Consider the following 17897-nt stretch of genomic DNA (forward strand, 5'->3'; position numbering starts at 1 on the left):
TCCGTTACGCCTGAGTAGTTAGCAACGCGCCGGATTGCCCACCCGAAGGGTATGGGTAGGGCTCCTCCGGTACCCGCCCACCCGAGTGAACCCGGACAGGAGCGGTGATGCCTGCGCTCTGCCACTCGTCAACCGAGCAAGTACAAAGAGCGATATCCCGTACGCAACCCTCAGGTGATGCCGTGAACTCGCTGATTGGTCGCATTCCCGTTCTCGATGTACGCCCGCTGGTCGACTGCGGCAGAAGGCCCGCGAAGGCCGTCGTCGGCGAAACGTTCCAGGTCACGGCCACGGTGTTCCGTGAAGGCCATGACGCCGTGGCCGCCAATGTGGTGCTGGTGGACCCGGCGGGGCAGGCGGGCCCCTTCACCCCCATGCGGGAACTGGCGCCCGGCACCGACCGCTGGGGCGCCGAGGTCACTCCGACGGCCGAAGGGCGGTGGACGTACACCGTCGAGGCGTGGAGCGACCCGATCGCCACCTGGCGCCACGCCGCCGGCATCAAGGTCCCGGCCGGCATCGACACCGAGCTGGTCCTCGCCGAGGGCGCCGGCCTGCACGAACGCGCCGCCGACGGCGTACCCAAGGGCGAGGGCCGCGAGGCCGTCCTCGCCGTGGTGGACGCCCTGCGCGACACCCGGCGCTCCGCCGAGGACCGGCTCGCCGCCGCCCTGGGCACCGAGGCGGTCGAGGCGCTGGCCGCCCACCCGCTGCGCGAACTGGTCACCGCCTCGCGGCCGTTGCCGTTGCTGGTGGAGCGGGAGCGGGCGCTGTTCGGCTCGTGGTACGAGATGTTCCCGCGCTCGGAAGGGGCCCGGGAGGTGGACGGGAAGCTTGTGTCCGGGACCTTCCGGACGGCCGCGGAACGACTTCCGGCCATCGCCGCGATGGGGTTCGATGTCGTATACCTGCCCCCCATTCACCCGATCGGCTCCACCCACCGCAAGGGACCGAACAACACCCTGACGGCGGGTCCGGACGACGTCGGTGTGCCGTGGGCGATCGGCTCGCACGAGGGCGGGCACGACGCCGTCCACCCGGACCTCGGCACCCTGGAGGACTTCGACGCCTTCGTGGCGCGCGCCCGCGAGCTGCGCATGGAGGTGGCGCTGGACTTCGCGCTCCAGTGCTCGCCGGACCACCCGTGGGTGGCGAAGCGCCCGGCCTGGTTCCACCACCGGGCCGACGGCACCATCGCGTACGCCGAGAACCCGCCCAAGAAGTACCAGGACATCTACCCGATCGCGTTCGACCAGGACATGCGGGGCCTGGTCCGCGAGACGCTGCGGGTGCTGCGCCACTGGATGGCGCACGGGGTGCGCATCTTCCGGGTGGACAACCCGCACACCAAGCCGGTGGTGTTCTGGGAGAAGGTCATCGCGGGGATCAACAAGACCGACCCGGACGTGATCTTCCTGGCGGAGGCGTTCACCCGGCCGGCGATGATGCACACCCTGGCCGGGGTCGGCTTCCAGCAGTCGTACACGTACTTCACCTGGCGCAACACCAAGCACGAGCTGACCGAGTACCTCACCGAGCTGTCCGGCGACGCCGCCTCGTACATGCGGCCGAACTTCTTCGTGAACACCCCGGACATCCTGCACGCCTACCTCCAGGAGGGCGGCCGTCCCGCCTTCGAGGTCCGGGCGGTGCTCGCCGCCACGATGTCCCCGACGTGGGGCGTCTACGCCGGGTACGAGCTGTGCGAGAACACCCCGGCGCGCCCGGGCAGCGAGGAGTACCTCGACTCGGAGAAGTACCAACTGCGGCCCCGTGACTGGGAGTCGGCCGAGCGGGAGGGGCGGACCATCGCCCCGCTGATCACCACCCTGAACCGGACCAGGCGCCGCAACGCCGCCCTGCGGCAGCTGCGCTCGGTGCACTTCCACCACACCGACAACGACGCCGTCATCGCGTACAGCAAGCGCGCGGGTTCGAACACGGTTCTGACGGTCGTCAACCTCGACCCGCGCCACACCCACGAGGCGACGGTGTCGTTGGACATGCCGGAACTCGGCCTCGACTGGCACGAGACCGTGCCGGTGCGCGACGAGCTCACCGGTGAGACCTATCACTGGGGCAGGGCCAACTATGTGCGCCTCGAGCCGGGCGTCACGCCCGCGCACATCTTCGTCCTGCGACCGTCCCCGCCGATCGGAGGGTCACCCACATCATGATCGTCAACGAGCCCGTCCACGACACGTTCGAGGACACCCCGGCCAAGGATCGTGATCCCGACTGGTTCAAACGAGCCGTCTTCTACGAGGTTCTGGTGCGTTCGTTCCAGGACAGCAACGGCGACGGCGTCGGTGACCTCAAGGGCATCACCGCCAAGCTGGACTACCTGCAGTGGCTCGGGGTCGACTGCCTCTGGCTCCCGCCGTTCTTCAAGTCCCCCTTGCGGGACGGCGGTTACGACGTGTCGGACTACACCTCCGTCCTGCCCGAATTCGGCGACCTGGCCGACTTCGTCGAGTTCGTGGATGCCGCCCACCAGCGCGGCATGCGCGTGATCATCGACTTCGTGATGAACCACACCAGCGACCAGCACCCGTGGTTCCAGGAATCCCGCAGCGACCCCGACGGCCCCTACGGCGACTACTACGTCTGGGCCGACGACGACAAGCAGTACCAGGACGCGCGGATCATCTTCGTCGACACCGAGACGTCCAACTGGACCTTCGACCCGGTGCGCAAGCAGTACTACTGGCACCGGTTCTTCTCCCACCAGCCCGACCTCAACTACGAGAACCCGGCGGTGCAGCAGGAGATCCTCTCCGCCCTGCGCTTCTGGCTCGACCTGGGCATCGACGGCTTCCGCCTGGACGCCGTGCCCTACCTGTACCAGCAGGAGGGCACCAACTGCGAGAACCTCCCGGCGACCCACTCCTTCCTCAAGCGGGTGCGCAAGGAGATCGACGCCGCCTACCCCGACACCGTGCTGCTCGCCGAGGCCAACCAGTGGCCCGAGGACGTCGTCGACTACTTCGGCGACTTCACCGCCGGCGGCGACGAGTGCCACATGGCGTTCCACTTCCCGGTGATGCCCCGCATCTTCATGGCGGTGCGCCGGGAGTCCCGCTACCCCGTCTCCGAAGTCCTGGCGAAGACACCGGCGATCCCGGTGAACTGCCAGTGGGGCATCTTCCTGCGCAACCACGACGAGCTGACGCTGGAGATGGTCACCGACGAAGAGCGCGACTACATGTACGCGGAGTACGCCAAGGACCCGCGGATGCGCGCCAACATCGGCATCCGGCGCCGGCTCGCCCCGCTGCTCGACAACGACCGCAACCAGATCGAGCTGTTCACCGCCCTGCTGCTGTCCCTGCCCGGCTCGCCGATCCTCTACTACGGCGACGAGATCGGGATGGGCGACAACATCTGGCTCGGCGACCGCGACGGGGTGCGCACCCCCATGCAGTGGACGCCCGACCGCAACGCCGGCTTCTCGTCCTGCGACCCGGGACGGCTCTACCTGCCGACGATCATGGACCCGGTCTACGGCTACCAGGTGACCAATGTCGAGGCGTCGATGGCCTCGCCCTCGTCGCTGCTGCACTGGACCCGCCGCATGATCGAGATCCGCAAGCAGAACCCGGCCTTCGGCCTCGGCTCGTACACCGAGCTGCCGTCGTCGAACCCGGCGGTCCTCGCCTTCCTCCGGGAGTACGGCGACGACCTGGTGATGTGCGTGCACAACTTCTCCCGCTTCCCGCAGCCCACCGAACTGGACCTGCGGCGCTTCAACGGGATGCACCCGGTGGAGCTGATCGGCGGGGTGCGCTTCCCCGCGATCGGCGAATGGCCGTACCTGCTCACCCTCGCGGGGCACGGCTTCTACTGGTTCCGGCTGCGGCGGGACACCGCCAAGGCGGTCACCGGCAGAACGGTCACGGAGGCGACCGTGGCGACCACCCCGGCCGCGTCCGGCACGGTCCCCACCGGGGCGCCGGGCGCGTTCACCCCGGGCACACCGGCGCCCCCGGGCCCGGCCGGGGCGCCCAGGGGCGGGGCGGCGGCCGACGCGGCGTCGGTCGCGGCCGGCCGCACCGGGCGCCGGGCGGCCGGGGAGGGGTAGCACCCCCGGGGCGGGGCGTTTCCGGCGCCCCGCCCTGGGCACTCTCCCCCTCATACGTCGATTCGGGTCTATCTCGACCATCCCCGCCCGACACGTCCCGCACAGCCGGACAGCACTCGCCGCATTCCGGGACACTCTGCACGTTCTGTGCATTTCGTAGTGCCCGGGGAAAGGACGCGCTGCCATGTCGGAGACCGCATCCACCGCCCGGGCCCCGGTCGCCCTCCTCCCCTCGCTGGTGCCACTGCTCCACGCGTGGCTGCCGCGCCAGCGCTGGTTCGCGGGGAAGGGACGGCCGGTCACCGGTTTCACCCTCGTCTCGGTGACCGAACTGCTCCCCCTCGACACCACCGGCCCCGGGCTGCTGCACCTGCTGGTGCGGGTCCAGCAGCCGGGCCCCACCACCACCTCCCCGGGCGACTGCTACCAGCTCCTGCTGGGCGTCCGGGCCGACCTGCCGCCCCGGCTCGCCCCCGCCCTGATCGGCCGCGTCCCGGACGGCCCGCTCGCCGGGCGCACCGTCTACGAGGGGCTCAGCGACCCCCGGCTCGCCGCGCTCCTGCTGGAACGATTGCGCACCCCCGGCCCGCTGGGTCCGCTGCGGTTCTCCCGGACCGTCGCGATCCCCGAGGGCCTGGCCCCCCGCGTCCTGGACGCGGAGCAGTCCAACTCCTCGCTGGTGTACGGCGACCAGTACATCCTGAAGGTGTTCCGGCGCGTCTACCCGGGCGCCAACCCGGACCTGGAGCTGCCGCTGGCGCTCGCCCGGGCCGGCTGCGGCCGGGTCCCGGCGCCCGTCGCCTGGTACGAGACGGGCGGCGGCACCGGCGAGCCCAGCACCCTGGGCGTGCTCCAGCCCTTCCTGCACGGCTCCCGGGACGGCTGGCAGCTCGCCCTGGAGGCGCTCGCCGCCGGGCGGGACTTCACCACCGAGGCCCGGGCGCTGGGCCGGACCACCGCCGAGGTGCACACCGCGCTGGCCGGCGCCCTGCCGACCCTCGCCCTGGGCCGCTCCCATACCGCGCACCTGGCGCAGGGGATGAGCCGGCGGCTGGACGCCGCCGCGCAGGCCGTACCGTCGCTGATGCCGTACGTCCCCGGGCTGCGCGCCGCCTTCGAGGCGGTCGCCTCGGCGCGGTCCGGCAACGGGCTGTGGCGCGCCCAGCGGGTCCACGGCGACCTGCACCTGGGGCAGATCCTGCGCACCCGGGACGGCGACTGGTCGGTGATCGACTTCGAGGGCGAGCCGGCCAAGCCGCTCGCCGAGCGCCGCCGCCCCCAGCCCCCGGTGCGCGACGTGGCCGGGATGCTGCGCTCCTTCGACTACGCGGCCCGCACCCACGACCGCGGCGACCCGCGGTGGGCCGAGCGGTGCCGGGACGCCTACTGCGCCGGGTACGCCGACGCGGCCGGCACCGATCCGCGCGACGAGCCCGCGCTGCTGCGCGCGTACGAGACGGACAAGGCCGTCTACGAGGTGCTGTACGAGGCCCGCCACCGCCCCGACTGGCTGCCGGTCCCGATGGCGGCCATCCGCCGACTCGCCGCCCCCACCCCCACTCCGTGATGTGACCGCCCCTTGAGGAGGCCCTCCCCCGTGACCCCCCGTCGTCCCACCCGCAACCCCGCCGAACCGGCCGCCAAGAAGACCCCGGCCGTCAAGCAGACCCCCGTGGCGACCCCCGTGGGGGACGCCACCGCCCTGCCCGTACCGCCGCCCGGCGCCACGCCCCGCCCCCGCGCGGCGGCCGACGGGAGCGCCGTACCGGCCGCCCCGCCGCTCGACCCGGCCGACCGGGGGCGGCTGCTCGCCGGTGAACACCACGACCCGCACGCCCTGCTGGGCGCCCACCCGGTGGACGGCGGCACCGCCGTCCGGGTCCTGCGCCCCTGCGCGAGCGGGGTGTCCCTGCTGGTGGACGGCGGGCGCACCGAGCTGCACGACGACGGCGACGGGCTGTTCTCCACGGTGCTGCCGGGAGCCTCGGCGCCCGCGTACCGGCTGCGGATCGCCTACGGCTCCGAGGTCGTCGAGACCGAGGACCCCTACCGCTTCCTGCCCTCGCTCGGCGAGCTGGACCTGCACCTCATCGGCGAGGGCCGGCACGAGGAGCTGTGGAAGGCCCTGGGCGCCCACCCGATGACCCACCAGGGCGTCACCGGCACCCGCTTCACCGTCTGGGCGCCCAACGCGCGCGGTGTGCGCCTGGTGGGCGAGTTCAACTACTGGGACGCCGGCACCGGGCTGCCGCTGCGGTCGCTGGGCAGGACCGGCGTCTGGGAGCTGTTCGTGCCCGGCATGGGCGAGGGGCAGCTCTACAAGTTCGCCGTCACCGGCCCGGACGGCCACTGCACCCTGCGCGCCGACCCGATGGCCCGCCGCACCCAGTGTCCGCCGGAGACCGCGTCGGTGGTCACCGCCTCGCACCACACCTGGCAGGACCAGGAGTGGATGGCGCACCGGGGCGACCGGCCCGTGCACGAGGCGCCCTTCTCGGTGTACGAGGTGCACCTGCCGTCCTGGCGGCCGGGCCTGACCTACCGGGAGCTGGCCGAGCAACTCCCCGCGTACGTCAAGGAGCTGGGCTTCACGCACGTGGAGCTGATGCCGGTCGCCGAGCACCCCTACAGCCCGTCCTGGGGCTACCAGGTCACCGGTTTCTACGCGCCCACGGCCCGGCTCGGCACGCCCGACGACTTCCGGTACTTCGTGGACGCCTGCCACCGGGCCGGGATCGGGGTGCTGGTCGACTGGGTGCCCGCGCACTTCCCCAAGGACGACTGGGCGCTGGCCCGCTTCGACGGCACCCCGCTCTACGAGCACCCCGACCCGCGCCGCGCCGAGCACCCCGACTGGGGCACCCTGGAGTTCGACTACGGCCGCACCGAGGTGCGCAACTTCCTCGTCGCCAACGCCGTGTACTGGTGCGAGGAGTTCCACGTGGACGGGCTGCGGGTGGACGCCGTGGCCTCGATGCTCTACCTGGACTACTCCCGCGAGGGCGACGACTGGGTGCCCAACGAGCACGGCGGCCGGGAGAACTACGACGCGGTCGCCTTCCTCCAGGAGATGAACGCCACCGTCTACCGCCGCTGCCCCGGTGTGGTGACCATCGCCGAGGAGTCCACGGCCTGGGAGGGCGTCACCCGGCCCACCGACAGCGGCGGCCTGGGCTTCGGCCTGAAGTGGAACATGGGCTGGATGCACGACTCGCTGGTGTACGTCGCCAAGGAGCCGGTGCACCGCAAGTACCACCACAACGAGATGACGTTCTCGATGGTGTACGCGTACAGCGAGAACTACGTGCTGCCCATCTCGCACGACGAGGTGGTGCACGGCAAGCAGGCGCTGGTGACGAAGATGCCCGGCGACTGGTGGCAGCGGCGCGCCAACCAGCGGGCGTACCTGGGCTTCATGTGGGCCCACCCCGGCAAGCAACTTCTGTTCATGGGGCAGGAGTTCGCCCAGGGCGCGGAGTGGTCGGAGGCGCACGGCCCGGAGTGGTGGCTGACCGGGGACGACTACCACTCGGCGGGCGACCACCGGGGCATGCGGGACCTGGTCCGCGACCTCAACGCGGTGTACGGGGCCACGCCGGCGCTCTGGGAGCGGGACACCGTCCCGGAGGGCTTCCAGTGGTCGCTGGGCGACGCGGCGGAGGACAACGTCTTCGCCTTCCTGCGGTACGACGCCGGCGGCGCGCCGCTGCTGTCGGTGACCAACTTCTCCCCGGTGGTGCGCGAGGACTACCGGCTGTGGGTGCCGGACCGGGTCGCCGCCTGGGCGGAGGTCCTGAACACCGACGCGACCGTGTACGGCGGCAGCGGGGTGGTCAACGCCGACGTGGTGAAGACCGAGGCGGGCCATGTGCGGCTGACGCTGCCGCCGCTGGCGACCGTGTGGCTGAAGCCGGCCTGACCCGCCGGCGCCCCGGCCGTGCCGGGACCGCCCGTGTGGCGGTCCCGGCACGGGCGGGCGTCAGCCGGCGGCGCGGACGACGCCCAGCCGCTGGGTGGCGCGGGTGAGCGCCACGTACAGGTCGTTGACCCCGTGCGGCCCGCCGGAGCGGATGCCGTCCGGGTCGGCCACGATCACCGTGTCGAACTCCAGCCCCTTGGCCTGCCTCGGCTCCAGCAGCACGACCGGCCGGGTCAGGTCGGGGTCCGGCCCGTGGGCGGCCCCGGGCAGGGCCCGTACCAGCTCCGGGAGGCGGCCGGGCGGGGCGATCACCGCGAGCCGCCCCTCGGCCGGCCGCTCCCGGCGTACGGCGGCGGCGACCTCGCCGGTGACGTCGGCGGCCGTCCGCTCCCAGGGCGGCACGCCGGTGGAGCGCACCGAGCGCGGCGGCACGAAGTCCGGGTCCTCGGCCCGCCGCACGGCCGCGGCGACCTCCATGATCTCGGCGGGCGTACGGTAGTTGACGCCGAGCCGGACGTGCTCGAAGCGGTCCCCCACGTACGGGCCGAGGATCTCCCGCCAGGAGCCGCAGCCGGCCGCGTCGCCGGTCTGGGCCGGGTCGCCGACGAGCGTCATCGACCGGGTGGGGACGCGCCGCATCAGCAGCCGCCAGGCCATCGCGGACAGCTCCTGCGCCTCGTCGACGATCACATGCCCGAAGGCCCAGGTGCGGTCGGCGGCGGCCCGCTCGGCGGCGCTGCGGTGGTCGGCCTCCTCGTGGCGCTCGGCGAACCGTTCGGCGTCGATGATGTCGTGGGCGCCGAGCACCTCCGACTCCTGGTCCTCGAACTCGTACGTCCGCGAGGCGAAGCTGACGTCCAGGACGCCCTGGGCGTAGGCGATCCGGGCGTTGCGCTCGCGCTCGGCGGCGGCGCGGGCGGCGGTGTCGTCCTCGCCGAGCAGTTCGGCGGCCTCGTCGAGCAGCGGGACGTCGGCCTCGGTCCACGGGCCGCCGGTGCGGCGGACGAACTCGGCCTCGCCGTCCGGGAGGTACCCGTCGGGCGCGGCCAGGAAGCCGGCGACCAGGTCCTGCGGGGCGAGGGTGGGCCACAGCTCCCCCACGGCCTCGTGGACCCGGGGGTTCGCGGCGATCTCCTTGCGCATCTGGGTGATGTCGGAGGGGTCGAGGAGGTTGGGCCCGCCGAAGGGATCGGCGCCGATGCGCTCGGCGAGCTGGTCGGTGAGGGCGTCGATGACGCGGAACGCGAAGCGCGGGCGGGCGAGGTTGTGCGGCAGCCCGGTGCCCCGGGCGTCCCAGCGGGCGTCCTCGGCGATGTCCCGGTCCAGCAGGAGGGTGCCGTAGTCGTCGTGGTCGATCTCCAGCGGGGCGCCGGTGGGCGGCACGGTCTGCCGGTCGCGCAGGACCCGGGCGAGGACGGCGGCCATACCGGCGCGGCCCTTGATCTCGGCGGCCTCGGGGGTGTCGGTGCCGGTGGCGCGGACGCCGGGGAACAGCTCGGCGGGGGTGGCCAGCAGCACCCCGGTCTCGCCGAGGGCGGGCAGCACCTCGCCGATGTAGCCGAGGAAGGCCGGGTTGGGGCCGACGACGAGGACGGCGCGGCGGGCGAGCTGCTCGCGGTGGGCGTAGAGGAGGTACGCGGCGCGGTGCAGGGCCACGGCGGTCTTGCCGGTGCCGGGGCCGCCCTCGACCACCAGGACGCCCTGGTGCGGGGCGCGGATGATCCGGTCCTGCTCGGCCTGGATGGTGCGGACGATGTCGGTCATCCGGCCGGTGCGGGCGGTGCCGAGCGCGGCGAGGAGCACCTCGTCGGCGTCCGGGTTCTCGTGCCCGGTGCGGGTGGTGTCGGAGAGGTCGAGGATCTCGTCGTGCAGGGCGGTGACGGTGCGGCCCTTGGTGGTGATGTGGCGCCTGCGGCGCAGGCCCATGGGCGCGTATCCGGTGGCGAGGTAGAAGGGCCGGGCGACCTCGGCCCGCCAGTCGACGACCAGCGGGGTGCGCTCGGCGTCGTCGGCGCGGATGCCGATGCGCCCGATGTGGTGGTCGCGTCCGTCGCGGAAGGCGAGCCGGCCGAAGCAGAGCCCGTGCTCACCGGCGTCGAACGCGGCGAGCAGCCCGGACTGTTCGGCGACGAGGACGTCCCGCTCCTGGCGCGCCTGGAACCCGGTGCCCGCGTCCTTCAGGGCGGCCGTGACGGCCGCCTCGGCCTGGTCGCGCAGGTGGTCGAGTCGCGCGTAGAGCCCGTCGACGAATCGCTGCTCCTTACGGTATTCCTCGGTTGACAATCCGACTCCCGCCGCGATACAGTGCGTTAACTGAACTTCCGTGTGCGCTTTGTGCGTTGCGCACTCGAACCATTCAATATACGCGACGAGAAGCCCCGGCCGCCAATGCGACCGGGGCTTCTCGCTGTCCGCACGACCCGATGCGCGGGGGCGGGCGCCGCCGGGGCCGTGACGCCCAGCCCCCCGGCAGTGCGTCACGGCCCCGGCGGCGTATACGGCCGTCCCGGGTGCGCGGCTCAGACCCGCTCGGGCTCCCGGGCCTCCGCGTCCGCCTCCGGCGGGGTCCCGGCGGTCTTCGCGCCCGCCCGGCCCGGCAGCAGCACGGCCACCAGGACGGTGCCGGCGGCCAGGATCGCCGCGCCGACGAGGCTGGTGTGGGCGACCGCGTCGGAGAAGGCCGAGCCGACCGCGTCGGCCATCCGGCGCGCGCCCTCGGCGAGCCCGGGCGCCTGCTCGGGCGGGGCCTGGGCGGCCCGCTCGGCTATGCCGTGGGCGACGGCGTACCCGGCGCCGACCGAGTCCTGGGCGGTCTCCAGGGCGGGGGCGGGCAGCCCCGCGCCCCGGGTGGCGTCGGCGAGGTGCGAGGAGTACGAGGAGGCGAGCACCGAGCCGAGCAGCGCGATGCCGAGCGAGCCGCCGAGCTCCAGCGAGGTGTCGTTGACCGCGCCGCCGACGCCCAGCTCCGACTCGGGGAACGCGCCCATGATGGCGTCGGTGCACGGCGAGAGCGCCAGCCCGATGGCGAGGCCCAGCACCACGAGCGGCGCCACGAGGTCCCCGTACCCCGACCCCGCGTCGACCCGGGTCAGCAGGGCGAGCGCCAGCGTGCCGAGGGCCATGCCGGAGGTGACCGTGACCTTCATGCCGAGGCGCGGGGTGAGGAAGCCGGTGAGCGCCGAGCCGGCGAAGACGGCACCGGCCAGCGGCAGCATCCGCACGCCGGTGGCGAACGGGTCGTACCCGAGCACGAACTGGAGGTGCTGGGTGAGGAAGTAGAAGGCGCCGAAGACGGCGAGGAAGAACAGCGCGACGGCCAGGTTGGAGCCGGCGAAGCCGCGGTTGAGGAAGCGGCGGACGTCCAGCACCGGACGCGGGTGGCGCAGCTCCCAGCCGGCGAAGGCGAGCAGTCCGGCGCCCGCGACGACCGCCGCGGTGACGGCCTTGGCGTCCCAGCCGAAGTGCGGGCCCTGGATGATCGCGTACACCAGCGCCCCGGTCCACACCACGGAGAGCAGACCGCCCACGTAGTCGATCCGGCCGTGCCGCGCGGCCTTGGACGGCGGTACGAGGACGAGGGCGCCGACGATGGCGAGCGCGGCGACCGGGACGTTGATCAGGAACGTGGACGCCCAGCCGTGGTCCTTCAGCAGCGCCCCGGCGACCAGCGGGCCCGCCGCGATGGCGACTCCGGCGGTGGCCGTCCACAGCACGATGGCCCGGGCGCGCTCGGCGCGCGGGAAGGTCGCGGCGAGCAGGGACAGCGTGGCGGGCATGATCATCGCCGCGCCGACGCCCATCACGGCCCGGGCGGCGATGACCCCGGTGGAGGAGTCCACGAGCGCTCCGGCGACCGAGCCGGCCCCGAAGACCACGAGCCCGAGGACGAGGGCGCCGCGCCGGCTGTACTTGTCGCCGATGGCGCCGAGCAGCAGCATCAGCGCCGCGTACGGCACGGTGTAGCCGTCGATGACCCACTGGAGGTCGGAGCTGCTCAGCCCGAGGTCCTGGGTCATGTCGGGGGCCGCGACGGTGAGGGCGGTGTTCGCCATCACGATGATCAGCAGGCTCAGGCAGAGCACCAGGAGCGCCCACCAGCGCCGGGGGTAGGGCCGCTCCATCCTCTCCACCGGCTCGTTCATGACGAGGCGCATGACCAGCTCCTCCACCCTCTCGCTCGACGCTGCTTGCACAGTGGTGTGCAATTACACACCGCTGTGCAAGTTACGTGATTGCACGGTGCTGTGCAAAATGAGGGGGTGACCTCAGGACGAGCCGACGCGAACCGGCGCCGTATCGAGCAGGTGGCCCTCACCGAGCTGCTGCGCGACCCGGACGCCTCCATGGACCAGATCGCGCGGGCGGCGGGTGTGGTGCGCCGGACCGTGTACGGGCACTTCCCGAGCCGTGAGGCGCTGATCGCCGCGCTCGTGGACAGCGCGGTCGACGCGGTGGCCCGGGCGCACGCGAGCGGCCGGGAGGGCGTGGACGATCCGGCCGAGGCGCTGGCCCGGGCGGCCCTCGCGGTCTGGGAGATCGCCGACCGCTACCGGCTGCTGGTCGCCCTCGCCCAGCGCAGCGTCACCATGGAGGGCATCCGCGAGCGGCTCACCCCGGTGCGCGAGGCCTGCGCGGCGGTGCTCCAACGGGGCCTGGACGCGGGCGTGTTCGCCTCACCGCTGCCCGCCGCCGCCCTGGCGCACGTCCATGAGCAGGTGCTGTTCGGCCTGATGGAGGCGGTGAACACCGGCGCCCTCGCCCCCGCCCGGGCCGGCCGGTCCGCCGCCGAGACGATGCTGATCTCGGCCGGCGTCCCGGCGGCGCGTGCGGCGGAACTGGTCGCGGAGCTGGAGGAGTCGGCGGAGGCGGCGGGCCCGCGGCGGGATGCGGCGGAGGCCGTACGCCGTTAGCCGGCCGTCACGGGCTCCCGGCGGTCGGGCCGGTCGTCGTCGCCGCCCTTGCCGGTGCCGGCGTCGGTGTCGGTGTCCGACGCGGACGGGGACGGGGCGTGGTCGTCGAGGAGGGTGCGCTCATCGAACGGCACCCGGCCGGCGAGGACTTCGGCGACCCGGTCCTTGTCGATCTCCTTGGTCCAGGTGCCGACCAGGACGGTGGCCACGGCGTTGCCCGCGAAGTTGGTCAGGGCGCGCGCCTCGCTCATGAAGCGGTCGATGCCGACGATCAGCCCGACGCCGTCCACCAGGTCGGGGCGGTGCGACTGGAGCCCGCCGGCCAGTGTCGCCAGGCCGGCGCCGGTGACGCCCGCCGCGCCCTTCGAGGCGATGATCATGAAGACCAGCAGGGAGATCTGCTCGCCGACCGACAGCGGGTCGCCCATCGCCTCGGCGACGAAGAGCGAGGCCATGGTCAGGTAGATGGCCGTGCCGTCCAGGTTGAAGGAGTAGCCGGTCGGGACGGTGATGCCGACGACGGGCTTGCTGACGCCCAGGTGCTCCATCTTGGCGATCAGGCGCGGCAGCGCCGACTCGGAGGACGAGGTGGACAGGATCAGCAGGAACTCCCGGCCCAGGTACTTCAGCAGCGGCACGATGCCGACCCCGGCCACGAACCGCAGCAGCGCGCCGAGGACGACGAAGACGAACAGCGCGCAGGTGAGGTAGAAGCCGATCATGATGACGGCGAGGGACTTCAGGGCGTCCACCCCGGTCTCGCCGACGACGGCGGCGATGGCCCCGAAGGCGCCCACCGGGGCCACCCACATGATCATGGCGAGGATGCGGAAGACCAGCCGCTGGATGTGCCCGATGCCGCGCAGCACCGGCTCGCCACTCCGGCCCATCGCCTGGAGCGCGAAGCCGGCGAGCAGGGCGACCAGCAGGGTCTGGAGGACCTCGCCGGTGGTGAAGGCGGAGACCAGGGTCTTGGGGATGATCCCGAGGAGGAAGTCGACGGTGCCCTCACTGGCGCCCGCCGCCTGCTTCTCGCCCGCCGCGGCGGCCTCGTCCGTCAGCCGCAGATTGGCGCCCGGCTCCAGCAGGTTGCCGACGACCAGACCGATGGCGAGGGCGACGGTCGACATCACCATGAAGTACCCGAGCGCCAGGCCGCCGACCGCGCCCACCTTGGCGGCCTTGCGGACCGAGCCGACGCCCAGCACGATCGTGCAGAAGATGATCGGCGAGATCATCATCTTGATCAGGTCCACGAAGCCGGTGCCCAGCGGCTTGAGTTCGACGGCCACCCCCGGGGCGGCGAAGCCGACGGCGATGCCGAGCACGACCGCCGCGATGACGGCCAGATACAGATAGTGGGTACGGTCCCGGCGTACGGCCACGGGGTCCTCCTCGGTGAGTCGCTCCACCGTCCCGGTGGATCCCCGAGACCATCTCTCACCGCGTGACGGCGGTCACCCTTGCGTACGTTTCGTTCACGTGTGCCGCGTTCACCCGTCGCCGGGCGTTCCCCTCGCGTCGGTCCCCCGTTCCCGGGCGGCCGGCGCCCGGGCACACTGGGGCCCATGCGCCTGACCCGCTCCCTCCCCCGCCCCCGCAGCCTGGCCGGCCAGCTCTTCGCGATGCAGGTCGTGCTGGTGGCGGTCGTGGTGGCCGGGTGCGCGCTCTACGCGTACGCCGACGACCGCCGCCAGGCCGAGGAGACGGCGCGCCGGCAGACCACCGCGACCGCCACGGCCGTCGCCCGCTCCCCCGCGGTCGCCGCGGCGGCCCGGTCGGCCGACCCGACCGCCGCACTCCAGCCGTACGCCCTCTCCCTGGTCGGCGAACCGGGGGTCACCTTTGTGACGATCATGGCGCCGGACGGGACGCGGTGGACCCACCCCGACCCGGACGAGATCGGCGGCCGGTACCTCGGCCGCACCGAGGCCGCGCGGCGCGGCGAGACGTTCACGGAGACGTACGTGGGGACGCTGGGGCGCTCGGTGCGGACGGTGGCGCCGGTGTACGACCGGGGCCAGGTGGTCGCCCTGGTGAGCGCCGGCATCACGGTGGACCGGATCAGCGAGCAGCTGCGCGGCCAGGTCGCCGCGCTGCTGGGGATGGCGGGCGCGGCGCTGGCGCTCGGCGGCGCCGGTACGTATGTGATCAACGCGCGGCTGCGGCGGCACACCCACGGGATGAACGCGGCCGAGCTGAGCCGGATGCACGACTACCACCAGGCCGCGCTGCACGCGGTGCGCGAGGGGCTGGTGATGCTGGACGGGCGGCGGCGGATCGCACTGATCAACGACGGGGCCCGGGAGCTGCTCGGCCTGGGCGAGGACGCGGTGGGCACCCCGGTGGCGGAGCTGGACCTGCCGGCGTCGCTGACCGGCGCGCTGCTCTCCCCCGAGCCGCGGGTGGACGAGCTGCACCTGACGGACGACCGGGTGCTGGTGGTGTCGACCCGTCCGGTGGTGGGCGGCGACCGGCGCGGGACAGTGGTGACGCTGCGGGACCACACCGAGCTGCAGGCGCTCTCGGGCGAGCTGGACTCGGAGCGCGGGTTCACCCAGGCGCTGCGGTCGCAGGCGCACGAGGCGGCCAACCGGCTGCACACCGTGGTGTCGCTGATCGAGCTGGGCCGGGCGGAGGAGGCGGTGGAGTTCGCCACGGCGGAGCTGGAGCTGGCGCAGGCGCTGACGGACCGGGTGGTGGACGCGGTGGCCGAGCCGGTGCTGGCGGCGCTGCTGCTGGGCAAGGCGGCGGAGGCGGCCGAGCGGGGTGTGGAGCTGGTGCTGACCGGGGACAGCCGGATCGACGACGGGGTGCTGCCCCCGAGCCTGCCCGCCCGCGACCTGGTGACGATCCTCGGCAATCTGATCGACAACGCCCTGGACGCCGCCCAGGGCACGCCGGACGCGCGGGTCACGGTGACCGCGCGGGCCGACGGGGACCAGGGCGAGCTGCTGCTGCGGGTCGCCGACTCCGGGCCGGGGCTCGGTGACGACGACCACGAGGCGGTGTTCGCGCGCGGCTGGTCGACCCGTGGGCCGGGCCGGGGGCTGGGTCTCGCGCTGGTGCGGCAGGCCGTGCGGCGCGGCGGCGGGACCGTCGAGGTGGGCCGGGCCCCGGAGGCGGGCGCCCGGTTCACGGTACGGCTGCCGCTGGGGCCGCGCGACGACGGCCCGGCGGGGGCGGTGGCGGGCGCCGGGGCGGGCGCTGGGGCTTCGGCGGACGGCCCGGGGGCTTCGGCTGACGGGCCGGGTCCGGGGGCTTCGGGGGTCGCGGCGGACTCCGGGCCGGGGGCCGGGCCGGGCGCGGCGGGCGCCGGGGCGGTGGGCTCCGGGCCGGGCGCGGGGGCTTCGGCGGGCGGGGCGGGCGCGGGGGCTTCGGCGGGCGGGGCGGGCGCGGGGGCGGTGGGCTCCGGGCCGGGCGCGGGGGCTTCGGCGGGCGGGGCGGGCGCGGGGGTGGGCGCGTGAGCGGGGCCGGGGACATCCGGGTGCTCGTGGTCGAGGACGACCCGGTCGCCGCCGACGCCCACGCCCTGTACGCGGGCCGGGTGGCGGGCTTCACGGTCGTCGGGGTGGCCCACTCGCGGGCCGCCGCCGTACGGCTGCTGGAGCGCACGGCCGTCGACCTGATCCTGCTCGACCTGTACCTGCCGGACGGCCACGGTCTGCAGCTGCTGCGCTCGCTGCGCGCGGCCGGGCACCAGGCCGACGTCATCGCGGTCACCTCGGCGCGCGACCTGGCCGTCGTCCGCGAGGGCGTCTCGCTGGGCGTGGTCCAGTACGTGCTGAAGCCCTTCGCCTTCGGCACCCTGCGCGACCGGCTCGCCCGGTACGCGGAGTTCCGCGCCGCCGCCGGGGAGGCGTCCGGCCAGGACGAGGTGGACCGGGCGCTCGCCGCGCTGCGCGCCCCCCGCCCGGCGGACCTGCCCAAGGGGCTGAGCGCCCCGACGCTGGCCGCGGTGACCCGGACGCTGCGCGCCTCGGCGGGCGGGCTGACCGCGACCGGGGCGGGAGAGGCGGTCGGCATCTCGCGGATCACCGCGCGCCGCTATCTGGAGCACCTGGTGGACACCGGCCGGGCGGAGCGCAGTCCGCAGTACGGGCAGGTCGGGCGGCCCGAGCTGCACTACCGGTGGGTGTCCTCGGCCGGCGCCGGAACGGGGTAGATTACCGACAGGTAGGGGCAGGGCGGGGCGCATCTGGACGTTCCTACGACATTTGGCCTTGGGTGAACCCACCGTAGCCAAGCGTGACCGTCTGCTTCTACGGTGTGCGCGTGCAGCCCTCCGTCCCGTCCCCGCCCTTCAACGCCCTCGCCGCGCGCCGACTGCGCGAGGCCCTCGGCATGGCCCCCGCGCACGTCGCCTACGGCCTGCGCGCCCAGTACGGCCTCGGCGTACCGCCCGAGACGGTGATCGCCTGGGAGCGCGGCATCGCCGCCCCCGACGCCCGCGAGCTGACCGCGCTCGCCGGGGTCCTGTGGTGTTCGCCCGGCGAGCTGCTGGCCGCCGCCACGACCCTGCGCGAGCACCGGATGGCGCGGGCCGTGGCGCCCGAGGACCTGGCGCGCCGGGTGGGCCTGGACGTCAAGGCGTACCTGCGGATGGAGGAGAGCGGGCGCTGGCGCGGCAACGAGCGGCAGACCGCGGCGCTCGCGGAGGCGCTGGCCCTCGGGCCGCGCGAGGTCATCACCGCGACCGGCCGAGACGAGGAGCTGGCGGACCTGCTGCGCAGCGCGGCGACGACCCGCTGGCAGGCGTATGTGAAGCCGGCGGCGAAGATGCTGCCGATGGACCGTGGGCACCTGGAGCAGGTGCTCCAGCAGCTGCACGCCGACTACCAGTCGCGGATGGTGGCGACCAACAGCTGGGGCTCCGACGTGACGGGCGACAGCGGTGGCGAGGCGGGGCGCGAGTACCTGGCGCGGATCGTGGACCACTTCTGGGAGCTGGCCCGGGTCTGACGCTTCACCGGGGCGCGGCGGGCGC

10 protein-coding genes and 1 pseudogene are annotated in these 17897 nt (G+C 73.8%); 8 read left to right on the forward strand and 3 right to left on the reverse strand.

What is annotated here, in order from left to right:
- Nucleotides 1-191: 191 nt before the first annotated feature.
- The 4 genes and pseudogenes from ACF08D_RS11815 to glgB all read left to right on the forward strand — a co-directional run bounded on the left by ACF08D_RS11815 (nucleotide 192) and on the right by glgB (nucleotide 8000).
- Nucleotides 192-2177, forward strand: coding sequence for an alpha-1,4-glucan--maltose-1-phosphate maltosyltransferase (locus ACF08D_RS11815; protein WP_392223175.1), 1986 nt, complete (start codon nucleotides 192-194; stop codon nucleotides 2175-2177).
- A pseudogene (gene treS, locus ACF08D_RS11820) lies at nucleotides 2174-3877 on the forward strand (maltose alpha-D-glucosyltransferase); the annotation flags it as partial. The gene ACF08D_RS11815 and the pseudogene treS, both read left to right, overlap by 4 nt.
- Before the next feature lie 388 nt (nucleotides 3878-4265).
- On the forward strand, nucleotides 4266-5648 hold the full coding sequence (locus ACF08D_RS11825; protein ID WP_392222443.1) for a phosphotransferase: 1383 nt from the start codon (nucleotides 4266-4268) through the stop codon (nucleotides 5646-5648).
- A 30-nt stretch (nucleotides 5649-5678) separates the two neighbouring features.
- Nucleotides 5679-8000: a 1,4-alpha-glucan branching enzyme gene (glgB, locus tag ACF08D_RS11830; RefSeq protein WP_392222444.1), complete on the forward strand. Its 2322-nt coding sequence runs from the start codon at nucleotides 5679-5681 to the stop codon at nucleotides 7998-8000.
- Between the two features lie 60 nt (nucleotides 8001-8060).
- Here the strand turns inward: glgB and ACF08D_RS11835 are convergent, their stop codons facing one another.
- Nucleotides 8061-10283 carry a HelD family protein gene (locus ACF08D_RS11835; protein WP_392222445.1) on the reverse strand — a complete coding sequence of 741 codons (2223 nt, stop codon included), beginning with the start codon at nucleotides 10281-10283 and terminating at the stop codon, nucleotides 8061-8063.
- 236 nt (nucleotides 10284-10519) lie between these two features.
- The gene (locus ACF08D_RS11840) at nucleotides 10520-12154 is read right to left on the reverse strand and encodes an MFS transporter (protein WP_392222446.1); all 1635 of its coding nucleotides are present in this window, start codon (nucleotides 12152-12154) and stop codon (nucleotides 10520-10522) included.
- A 105-nt stretch (nucleotides 12155-12259) separates the two neighbouring features.
- On the opposite strand from ACF08D_RS11840, the gene ACF08D_RS11845 reads away from it, so the two are divergent.
- Complete coding sequence (locus ACF08D_RS11845; RefSeq protein WP_392222447.1) at nucleotides 12260-12910, forward strand: TetR/AcrR family transcriptional regulator; 651 nt, start codon at nucleotides 12260-12262, stop codon at nucleotides 12908-12910.
- Here the strand turns inward: ACF08D_RS11845 and ACF08D_RS11850 are convergent.
- On the reverse strand, nucleotides 12907-14295 hold the full coding sequence (locus ACF08D_RS11850; RefSeq protein WP_392223176.1) for a cation:dicarboxylate symporter family transporter: 1389 nt from the start codon (nucleotides 14293-14295) through the stop codon (nucleotides 12907-12909). The two genes, ACF08D_RS11845 and ACF08D_RS11850, sit on opposite strands and share 4 nt — an antisense overlap.
- A 183-nt stretch (nucleotides 14296-14478) precedes the next feature.
- Here ACF08D_RS11850 and ACF08D_RS11855 point away from each other — a divergent pair, with 183 nt between their 5' ends.
- From ACF08D_RS11855 to ACF08D_RS11865, 3 genes are all read left to right on the forward strand, one after another.
- Nucleotides 14479-16377 (forward strand): ATP-binding protein, encoded by a 1899-nt coding sequence (locus tag ACF08D_RS11855; RefSeq protein WP_392222448.1) that lies wholly within the window; start codon nucleotides 14479-14481, stop codon nucleotides 16375-16377.
- Nucleotides 16374-17075: a response regulator gene (locus tag ACF08D_RS11860; RefSeq protein WP_392222449.1), complete on the forward strand. Its 702-nt coding sequence runs from the start codon at nucleotides 16374-16376 to the stop codon at nucleotides 17073-17075. Before ACF08D_RS11855 ends, ACF08D_RS11860 begins: the two co-directional genes overlap by 4 nt.
- Nucleotides 17076-17185: 110 nt before the next feature.
- Nucleotides 17186-17872, forward strand: coding sequence for a helix-turn-helix domain-containing protein (locus tag ACF08D_RS11865; protein ID WP_392222450.1), 687 nt, complete (start codon nucleotides 17186-17188; stop codon nucleotides 17870-17872).
- The last annotated feature ends 25 nt before the right edge of the window (nucleotides 17873-17897 follow it).

The organism is Streptomyces sp. NPDC015131 (assembly GCF_043079975.1).
Lineage (GTDB): Bacteria > Actinomycetota > Actinomycetes > Streptomycetales > Streptomycetaceae > Streptomyces.

What these genes read in the sequence shown, in the direction of transcription:
- ACF08D_RS11855 (WP_392222448.1), top strand. Translation starts at nt 14,479, where the DNA reads ATGCGCCTGACCCGCTCCCTCCCCCGCCCCCGCAGCCTGGCCGGCCAG.
- ACF08D_RS11840 (WP_392222446.1), bottom strand. Translation starts at nt 12,154, where the DNA reads ATGCGCCTCGTCATGAACGAGCCGGTGGAGAGGATGGAGCGGCCCTAC.
- ACF08D_RS11825 (WP_392222443.1), top strand. Translation starts at nt 4,266, where the DNA reads ATGTCGGAGACCGCATCCACCGCCCGGGCCCCGGTCGCCCTCCTCCCC.